The following is a 9277-nucleotide window of genomic DNA, read 5'->3' on the forward strand; positions in this document are numbered from 1 at the left end:
ACTACGCTCTATCGCACTATCGAGCGATAGCACCGGCGTCCTGGAGCGATATTTCCGGATGGGACCGGTTCCGGCACCCGTCGAGCACCATGGTTATGAAGTGGTCAGCGATATCTGAGGGCTTCAACGCGCGGTTCGGTTTGTACCAGGTGTGCGTGAAGGTGCACATGCCGACGATGCTTGTAACCACGACATATGGGGGAATATCCTTGAAGATGCCCGCCTTGACGCCGCGGCTGTAGGTGCTGGAAAAGAGCCGGTCGAATTCCCTCTTGTGCTCGATGACAATCGCGCTCTGCTCCTCTGTCAGTTCAGACTGATCCCGGAAGTAGATCGCAGTCCATTCGCGCTTGTCCATGACGTTGAGCGCCATTTGGCGGATCATCGCGGCAAGTTGTTCGTCGGCAGGCGTATCTCGCGTGACGATCGCCTGCATCTCCTCCCACCAGGTTTCGTGAATCTTTTTGAAGATCTCCCAGAGCAGCTGGTTCTTGTTTTTGAAGTAATAGTAGACGACCGCTTTCGTGTAGCCGAGCGATGCCGAGACGTCATCCAGCGTGACGGCTCGAAAGCCGCGTTCCGCGAATAGTTCGGCGGCAACCGCCAAAATCTCATCCTGAACATACGCCTGCTTGCGGGCCTTGAGTTCGTTTCGGCGCGTTGTCTTCATCAGAATTCCAATGGCTGTCTCTTGGGCACGACGTGCGTGAAATGGAAGGGCGTTCGGGTGCGCAACCTGCAGCCGAAGGGATTCCGCATATTCGGAAAATCCAACTCTCTAGTCAACCGCGGTATGTTCGCGGACCTATATGAATTTAAAGATGCCTAAAGGTAGTTTTCGTCAACCAATGATATTGACAAAAATACTCATGAGTATGTAAATAAGCCAAATGGTATGACCGAGAGGCAAGGCACCTTCAGCGGCATACCCGCGAAGCCTTTTACGTAAAGACATGGAGCTCAGTATGGACGCCTCGAATCCGGCGGAAAGCATTTCCCTGAACATCGGACCGAACGCGCTGTTCTTCGAGCAGTTCACGGTAGGCCAGGACTGGAAGACGCCGCGCCGTACCGTCACCGAGGCCGACATCGTGCTCTTCGCGGGAATGACCGGCGATTACAACCCCGTCCACACGGACGAGGTTTTTGCCCGTCAGACGCCGTTCGGCACGCGGATCCTTCACGGACCTGCAGTCTTCGCTATTGCCACCGGCCTCGAATTTCGCCTTGGGCTGAAGGAAGGCACGGCCATCGCTTTCCTGGGTATGACCTGGGATCTTAAGGCACCGGTAAAGATCGGCGATACGATCCACGTTTACCAGCGCGTCGAATCTGTCCGGCCCACGAAGAATCCCGCGCGAGGCATCGTTGGATTCTGGGTCGAGGTACGCAATCAGAACGATGAGATCTGCCAGCAGGGCGAGTGGAAGGTGATGTTCCATGCGCGGCCGCCTGTAGATGCCTGATCGCAATAACGGCGGACCGCAGGTCCGGCCAGTCGGCCCGGCCTTGTTCGTTCAGGTGGGTGAGAGATCGCGTCGGCTCAGCGGACTGAGCAGGTCGGCTATGGAGGGAGTGAGTCTTGATCGCGGAAATACAGGCGGGTCCCAGGGTTCCCGAAGCAGCTCCGAACATTCTGGAGGTGCGCAATCTGCGCAAGTCGTTCGGTGTGCACGAAGTGCTGAAGAACATCAATTTCGCGATGCGCAAAGGCGAGGTTGTTGCAGTCATCGGCCCAAGCGGGTCAGGCAAGAGCACCCTCCTACGCTGCCTCAATCAGCTCGAGCCTGCCTCCGGCGGCGAAATTACCATCGATGGACTGACCATCCGGGCCGACCATCAGCTGCGTCGCGCAGAGTTGATGGGCCTGCGCAGGAAAGCCGGTATGGTGTTCCAGTCGTTCAACCTGTTCCCCCACCTGTCGGTGTTGCGAAACATCAGCCTGCCCCAGGAGCGCGTGCTTGGCCGCAGCCGGGCGGAGGCGGAGAAGCGGGCGCATGCACTTCTTGAGCGGGTGGGCCTCGCCGACAAGGCGTCTCAATATCCCGCGCGCTGTTCGGGCGGGCAGCAGCAACGTATCGCCATTGCCCGGGCGCTGGCACTCGATCCCCAGGTCATGCTCTTCGACGAGCCGACGTCGGCACTCGATCCCGAGGTCGGTCTCGAAGTGCTTGCAGTGATGAAGGAACTTGCCGAAGGCGGAATGACGATGGTTGTCGTCACGCACGAGATGCATTTTGCGGAAACCGTTTCGGACCGGGTGCTTCTGATGGCCGATGGCCATATCCTCGAAGAGGGGCCAAGTGCCGAGGTCATGCGCAATCCGAAGTCGGAACGCGCGCAGCGCTTCCTCAAGGCGGTTATGAACAGATGAGCTGGGATTTCGCCATTCTCATCCTGAGCGGCTTGCCATGGACCATCGTGGTGACGATAGGCGCTTTTGCGATGGGGCTCATCCTGGGTGCGCCGCTGTGTGCGATGCATATCTCGCGCAATCCGATCCTTCATTTCCTCGCGCTCGCGATCATCATCTTTCTGCGCTCCATCCCGCCGATTGTCTGGGTGTTCCTGCTGTTTTTCGGCCTTGGTTCCGGTTTCATCAGCATCGGCGCAATTCCGGCGACGATCATTGCGCTCGGCGTGGTCACCGCAGCGAACATGGCGGAAATCTACCGCGGGTCGCTCAGCAGCATTCATGCGGGGCAATGGGAGGCGATCAGTGCACTGGGTCTTCCTCCCGTATCGTCCTTCAAGGATATTATTCTGCCACAGTTGTTCCGTGTGACGCTGCCGTCCGCCGCCAGCTACCTGATCGGTCTTTTCAAGGATTCAGCGATCGCGTCGACCGTCGGCGTGATGGACATCGCTTTCCTGGCGAATTTTGTCGCCCGCAAGAGCTTTGACGGGCTGACGCCCTTCGCGTTCGCGGCGGTTCTCTACATCCTGATCAGCATTCCGATAGCGCTGGTGGCGCGCATCGCCGACGCCCGCCTGAGACAGAAGGTGGCGCAATGAGCGATATTCTCTCTTTTTGGGGAACCTATCTCCCGCAGATATTGGACGGCCTCGGAATCAGCCTGAAGGTCACCGGTGCCTCACTTGCAATCGGAATTCCCGCCGGCCTGGCTCTCGCGTTGATGGTACAGGCGAAATCACGCTTCCTGCGCTGGTTCTGCCTTGCCGTCGTCGAAATCGGTCGCGGCGCTCCAGCGTTGATCCTGCTTCAGTTCGCGTATTTCGGCCTGCCGAATGTCGGGGTGAGCCTGACATCCTTCGCCGCGGCCGTCGCCGCGCTGAGCTGGAGCACGGCAGCCTATACCAGCGAAATTATCCGGGCCGGGCTGCAGGCCGTGCCGCGCGGCCAAATCGAGGCTTCCGACGCGCTGGGCCTGAGTTTTGCCGATCAACTCCGTTTCGTCCTCGTTCCGCAAGGATTGCGGGTGGCGGCGCCGGCACTGCTTGGTTTTGCGGTCCTCATGCTGCAGGCATCCTCCCTGGCCTTTACGATCGCGCTCCCCGAGCTTCTTTCGCAGGCCTACATCATCGGCACCACCACCTTCCGCTACATGCCGATCCTTTGCCTCGCGGGCCTTCTCTACGCCTGTATCTGCATTCCAGCGACGCTTCTTGTCGGCTGGTTCGAACGCCGCCTCGCGCGCCACGCCTGAATGGCGGGTTCGGGTCCGGCAATGTCCAACAGAGGGAACTGACATGCGAAATATTATGATGATGACCGCATTCGCGCTGGCAACGCAGATTTCCGTCGCGGCTGCACAGGACTGCAAGACCGAGGTCGTAACGATCACGCCGGGTAAGCTCGTCGTCGCGGGTTACGACTATCCCCCGTTCTCGCAGACCAATCCGGATGGTTCGCTAAGCGGCATCGATTTCGACGTCGTGAGGGCGGTGGCCGACGAGAATTGCCTGGAAGTCGTTCCCATGGCGGTCGATCCGTCGGCCGCCGTCCAGGCCGTCGTGTCGGGCAAGGCGGATGTTGCCATCGGCGGCTGGAACCGCACCGAAAAGCGCGTCGACGTTCTCGGCATGTCGGCGCCGACCTATCTCGACCCCTCGGCGATTTTCTCCAAGGATGGCATCGATACCATTGCTGGCCTCGAGGGCAAGACGGTCGGGACGGTGTCGGGCTATCTCTTCGTACCGGACCTGCAGGCACTTCTCGGCGCAAACCTGAAGCTCTATCCGAACGGTGTGGCGCTGGCGCAGGACCTCGCGGCCGGCCGGATCGACGCCGCCGTGGACGGCTATACCTACGGCGTCTACAGCCAGAAGAACGCGGGTGCCTACGAGGATATCCAGATCAAGATTCCGGCGGCGGACGAGCGCGTCGGCTCGACCGTTCGCCCGCCGCAGGCCGCCGTCCTTTACACCAAAGGCAATGAAAGCCTCGGCAAGGCACTGGATACCGGTATCGACCGGTTGCACAAGGATGGCAAGCTGACGGCCGCTGTCACGGCCGCCGGCTTCGATGCCTCCCTGGCCGACACCGGTGAACCCTATTTCGTCAAGTAAGCCCGACGGTCTTGAAATATGACTTGCCCCGGCCCGGATTTCCGGCCGGGGTTTCCTTTTTCTGCAAGCCAGGATCCCGCGATGACGCAAACCGACGCTTCCGACTTCCTTCCCCTTGTCACATGGACGGGTGAGGTTCCCATGGATTGGCTCGACTACAATGGCCACATGACGGAGCACCGATATCTTCAAGTCTGTGGCGAAGCGTCCGACAAACTGTATCAAACGATCGGTGTTGACTTTTCCCGCGCTGAGGACGGCGCCTTCTATACGTTGCAGACGCATCTCGTTCACCTCGACGAATGCCGGCAGGGCGCGTCGTTGCAGGCGAGCTCGGAGATCCTTGGCTATGACGAGAAGCGCCTACACCTTTTTCATCGCATCCGTGACGGTAAGGGGCGCCTGCTGGCGACAGGGGAGCACTTGTCGATCCATGTTGCCCGGGGAAAATCCTGCCCGGCCTCGACAGCGATGCTGGAACAGATCGCTTCGCTCTACCAGGTCACCGCGGATAGACCGCTGCCGGAGGGTACGGGAGCCGTCCTGCGCAAGGATCTGGAGTTTCACCGGTGATTGATGGATAAAGGAGAAGGCCGCGCGCCCTAACGGACACGCGGCCTTTTTTACGTTCTGCGGTTGGGTTCAGGTGTTGTACTGCCCCGCTTCCCATCTACGGCGCTCCCGCCAATCGCTTGGCGTGTCCCTGAAACGATCCAGCGAAAGCTGCTCGATCGGCATGCGCGTTGCGCCGTTCATGAGAAGCTCCGATGCTGCAACACCGACGGCAGGGGACATACCAAAGCCGTGGCCTGAGCAAGCTGCGGTCACCAGTCCTTCCGGGCTATCAAAGCGATGGATTGTGGTCATCTGATCGGGGGCGATGTCGACGATCCCGGCCCAGCAACGAAGGAACTGAGCACCCTTCAGGACCGGCATCGTTTCGATGGCGCGCCGCATGATGTTGCGGACGGTCTGGGTGGTCGGCTTTGCGGCTTCCCTGCCGATTTCGAGGTTGATCCACTCATATGGCCCGCCATTCATATGAATATTGCCCCGTTTCGTCTGGCGGATGGAGAGACCGTTGCCGATGAAAGCCTGCTCGAACAGAGGGGGCATCGGTGTCGTTACCAGTGCTTCGAGACGGACCGGCGCAAGAGGGAAATGAATACCGAACGGTTTGAGAAGCAGTGGATTGTGTGCCGCCGCGCAAAGGGCGACATTTCCGCAATGGATTTCACCCTGGGGCGTGCGCACGCCCTTGACCTTGCCAGCTTCAACGAGAACTTCCAGAACCGGAGTGTATTCCCGGATTTCGCCACCGAGATCGGTGAATGCCCAGCCGAATGCCTGGGAGGTCCGCTGCGGGTTGGCGTGACCGGAACGATTCGTCCAGATGCCTCCGAGGCAGCGCTCGCTGAGACAGGGGATCATCTTGCGCATGGTCGCGCCATCGAGGAATTCGAAGGGAACATCCGTCTTCTGGAACGTCCGGTAGAGCTTCTGCAAATCGGCGAACTCATGTTCGTCAAGTGCGGCCCAGATCCGGCCTTTTTGGGTCCACTCGGTCGGATAACCCAGTTCATCGTCCAATCCGTCCCAAAGCTTCTCGGCTTCTTGTGCGAGCGGACTTTCAGCGGGCGTCTCGCCGCGCAAGCTCAGATAGCCGGTTGCGCGTGACGAGGCTTCGTAGGCCGTAGCGCCTGCGTCGAGAACCAGCACTTTCGCACCGGCCTTCTGCGCGCGATACGCGGTGGAAAGTCCGAGGATCCCCGCACCGACGACGATGATGTCATAGCTTTGCATGTTCGTATCCAATATCGAGGAATGATCAGCCCTGGCGGGTCTCATAGGGCCACATCTGCCAGTTCAGGCGAATGTCATCGGTTTCATCGTCATCCGCGATAAGGGTGAGATCGATCGGCCGTAGCGGGAAGCGGTAACTTGCGGGGCGGATCGACTCCAGCCCGATACCGAAGCGGAGCGAGAGTGCGAATATCGCCTCGTCCCGGCAACGCTTGCCCTGACAGTGCCCCATGGACACGCGGGTCATACGCTTCATGAAGTCCTGATTGATGCGGGGTGCGGTCGCGTCGTCGCCATGATTGAGCGGTGTCTGTGGATGGCGCAGGGATTTGCCTAGATACTGTGGCGGCGCGAGACCGCAGAATTCGGCGCGGCTGACGGTTTCGCATTGGCAGAGGACGACGTCGTCCCCACCCGTCTTGTGCAGGGCATCGATCCATGAGGTGATATAGCCGGTAGCAGACACTTTTCGTGATGGCGCCGCGGTCACGCGGCTATCGCGCTCCGCGCCCCCGATCCTGTCAAGGATTGCCGTGTGCAGGTCGCCATTGCCGCCACCGGCATCCGATAGCCAGAATACGCCTTCGAGACTGGTCTCCCCCTGCGCGGTAGTCCGGGGAATCCAGGATGCGGCATCCGCAACGTAGTGCATCTCGCAGCCCATGGCCGCCGGCAACTCGATGTTGGGAAGCGTGGCAATGGCCACTGCAACCGTATCGCAGGCGATCTCCTCGCTTGGTCGATTGTCGAGCGAGACCAGTTTGACGCCGGTGACCGCCGTCTTGCCGATCGCTTCCGCGATGACCTGTCCGAGATGCACAGGAATGTCTTGCGCGGCGAGCCAGGCGGCTGCCTCAGGTCCGGCCACAACGGATTCGCCCGGCTCGACGATGCCTGCCACCTCGACGCCGCGCTCGCGCGCCGATCGAACGACGCGAAGCGCGAGCTCGTCGGAGCCGAGGACGACGACCCGCTTGCCTTCGAACACCTGATAGAGGTCCAGCAGCGCCAGCCCCGCCTTGCCACCGAGTACACCGGGCAGCTCCCAGCCTTTAAAGGACGGAACGAAATCCCGCACTCCGGTCGCGATGATCAAGGCATCGTGTTCGAGGATTTCGTTGCCTTCCCGCGTGACCAGTCCAACCTTGGGCCTCCCGACATGAAGGCAGTTCGGGCCGTTGCGGAAAGCGCCCCAGAGAACGGTGGACACGCGAACGTCGATGCCCGCCTCGATGCATTCCATGAGCTGGGGGCTGGCTTCCAGTACGGACTGCGCGATCGAGTTGTCATTCATGAGGGCGGAGGGAAGGCCGGCCCCATAAAACCAGGGCGCATCGAAGGACATGTCCTTCAGAGCCTGCGGGTGTTCGTCGACGAGGGTGACGTCGTGACCTGCCGCATGCGCTGCAAGGGCGATTTTAAAGCCGGCGTCGCTGGCTCCGGCGATGACGATCTTGCGAGATGACATGGTGGGCGTTCTTCCGGTCTCAAGCTTCGTTTATCTGGGTCAGCCGCTCCATGGCCTCGGAATATTCGAGGATCATGTCGTACATGACGCTTTTCACGGTGGTCGGTTCGTTGACGCGGCCGACGATCTGGCCGGCGGAATAAGTCATCCAGTCCTTTCGGCGCGCACGCTCTACGCGGCGGAAGGGTTCGCCGGAAACGATGGATTGCATCGGCGTGTTCTTGAGGGTGGCGGGAGCGTCGGGGCGGAGCCAGGCTTCGGTGTATTTGGACCGGATCGCGCGACAAGGCTTGCCGGTATATCCAAGCGTGATGACGGCGTCCTCGGCCTTCGCCTCGTAAAGCACTTCACGCATGTCCGGTGTCAGCTCACTCTCGGTGGTGCCGAGCCAGATCGTGCCGCACCAAACGCCCTCGGCGCCGAGGGCGAGGGCTGCCGCCATCTGACGGCCTCGGCCGATGCCGCCGGCTGCGAGTACTGGTGTCGGGGCGACGGCATCGATGATCTCCGGCCAGAGGACAAGCGAGCTGATCTGGCCGGTGTGGCCGCCGGCCTCGGCGCCCTGAGCGACAATGATGTCGATACCGGCCTCGATCTGCTTTTGTGCCTGGCGTGGGCTGCCGACCAGCGCACCGAACTTGATACCCTGTTCGTGCACACGGTCGATGATGTGAGCCGGAGCAACGCCGAGCGCCGAAACGACCAACTTGACCGGATGCCGCAGGGCGACATCGAGCAGCGCCTCGCTGGCCTCCGGGCTGAAGGCGAGGTTGCGAGCATATTCGGCATACCAGCCTTTCTCCTCGTCTTTCGGGAGAGGCGGTACGCCGTCCTCGTCAAGAAGACGGTTTATGAACTCGCGGCTCTCCGCGGGGATGATTTCCCGAGGGCTTTCCTTGAAATCCACCTTCGTCGCCGTCGAGGAGAATACCATATCGACACCGTAGGGCAGGCCATCGATGTGATCGTCGATCCACTTCAGTTCCTGTTCGAGATGCTCCGGCGTCATCCATGCTGCCCCGAGCACACCCATTCCACCTGCCTTGGACGTCGCTACGACGACATCGCGGCAATGGCTGAAGGCGAAGACGGGGGCGTCGATCCCGAACATTTCCGTTGTAACTGTCTTCATCTGAGGGCTCCCTGTGCCTAAGCGTTCGCCGTGTCCGGCCGCGCAACATACCATGTGGCGAAAAAAGATACCGGTAAGTATGAATAAGAGGCTTGATGGTACGGTGTCAACCGGATTGCGCGCGCAGAAAACCATCTGAGCGAAAAAAATACTTGTAAGTATGATATAATACTATATGGTATTGGGAAGAATTTGCTGCAGTTGCCTGCGGCGCTCTCCAGCATGTGCGAGATGTCAAAGGGAAGCCTCATGAAAATCCTGATCCCGGTGAAACGGGTGGTCGACTACAACGTGAAGATCCGGGTGAAGACGGACGGATCGGGCGTTGAGCTTGCCAACGTGAA

Annotated in this window: 10 protein-coding genes and 1 pseudogene; 7 read left to right on the plus strand and 4 right to left on the minus strand. The window is 60.2% G+C overall.

What is annotated here, in order from left to right; all coding sequences use genetic code 11:
• Positions 1–16 precede the first annotated feature (16 nt).
• Positions 17–670: a TetR/AcrR family transcriptional regulator gene (locus KYK29_RS21315; protein WP_254692893.1), complete on the minus strand. Its 654-nt coding sequence runs from the start codon at positions 668–670 to the stop codon at positions 17–19.
• Between the two features lie 295 nt (positions 671–965).
• On the opposite strand from KYK29_RS21315, the gene KYK29_RS21320 reads away from it, so the two are divergent.
• The 6 genes from KYK29_RS21320 (at position 966) to KYK29_RS21345 (ending at position 5103) form a co-directional block, all read left to right on the plus strand.
• Complete coding sequence (locus KYK29_RS21320; RefSeq protein WP_254692894.1) at positions 966–1466, plus strand: MaoC/PaaZ C-terminal domain-containing protein; 501 nt, start codon at positions 966–968, stop codon at positions 1464–1466.
• Between the two features lie 167 nt (positions 1467–1633).
• Positions 1634–2374 carry an amino acid ABC transporter ATP-binding protein gene (locus KYK29_RS21325; RefSeq protein ID WP_254692904.1) on the plus strand — a complete coding sequence of 247 codons (741 nt, stop codon included), beginning with the start codon at positions 1634–1636 and terminating at the stop codon, positions 2372–2374.
• Positions 2371–3015, plus strand: coding sequence for an amino acid ABC transporter permease (locus tag KYK29_RS21330; RefSeq protein ID WP_254692895.1), 645 nt, complete (start codon positions 2371–2373; stop codon positions 3013–3015). The genes KYK29_RS21325 and KYK29_RS21330 overlap by 4 nt, the downstream gene beginning before the upstream one ends.
• The gene (locus tag KYK29_RS21335; protein WP_254692896.1) at positions 3012–3668 is read left to right on the plus strand and encodes an amino acid ABC transporter permease; all 657 of its coding nucleotides are present in this window, start codon (positions 3012–3014) and stop codon (positions 3666–3668) included. The genes KYK29_RS21330 and KYK29_RS21335 overlap by 4 nt, the downstream gene beginning before the upstream one ends.
• 43 nt (positions 3669–3711) lie before the next feature.
• Positions 3712–4530, plus strand: a complete 819-nt coding sequence (locus tag KYK29_RS21340) for a substrate-binding periplasmic protein (RefSeq protein WP_254692897.1) — start codon at positions 3712–3714, stop codon at positions 4528–4530.
• Positions 4531–4611: 81 nt separating this feature from the next.
• Positions 4612–5103, plus strand: a complete 492-nt coding sequence (locus KYK29_RS21345) for a thioesterase family protein (protein WP_254692898.1) — start codon at positions 4612–4614, stop codon at positions 5101–5103.
• Positions 5104–5172: 69 nt separating this feature from the next.
• Here the strand turns inward: KYK29_RS21345 and KYK29_RS21350 are convergent, their stop codons facing one another.
• The 3 genes from KYK29_RS21350 to KYK29_RS21360 are packed head-to-tail and all read right to left on the minus strand — an operon-like array spanning position 5173 to position 8933.
• Positions 5173–6333, minus strand: a complete 1161-nt coding sequence (locus KYK29_RS21350; protein WP_254692899.1) for an NAD(P)/FAD-dependent oxidoreductase — start codon at positions 6331–6333, stop codon at positions 5173–5175.
• A 25-nt stretch (positions 6334–6358) separates the two neighbouring features.
• Positions 6359–7801, minus strand: coding sequence for an NAD(P)/FAD-dependent oxidoreductase (locus tag KYK29_RS21355; RefSeq protein ID WP_254692900.1), 1443 nt, complete (start codon positions 7799–7801; stop codon positions 6359–6361).
• 19 nt (positions 7802–7820) lie between these two features.
• Positions 7821–8933 carry an NAD(P)H-dependent flavin oxidoreductase gene (locus KYK29_RS21360; RefSeq protein ID WP_254692901.1) on the minus strand — a complete coding sequence of 371 codons (1113 nt, stop codon included), beginning with the start codon at positions 8931–8933 and terminating at the stop codon, positions 7821–7823.
• A 249-nt stretch (positions 8934–9182) separates the two neighbouring features.
• On the opposite strand from KYK29_RS21360, the pseudogene KYK29_RS21365 reads away from it, so the two are divergent.
• Positions 9183–9277 (plus strand): annotated as a pseudogene (locus tag KYK29_RS21365) (electron transfer flavoprotein subunit beta/FixA family protein); the annotation flags it as partial.

The sequence above is a fragment of the Shinella daejeonensis genome (assembly GCF_024281235.1).
GTDB lineage: Bacteria > Pseudomonadota > Alphaproteobacteria > Rhizobiales > Rhizobiaceae > Shinella > Shinella daejeonensis.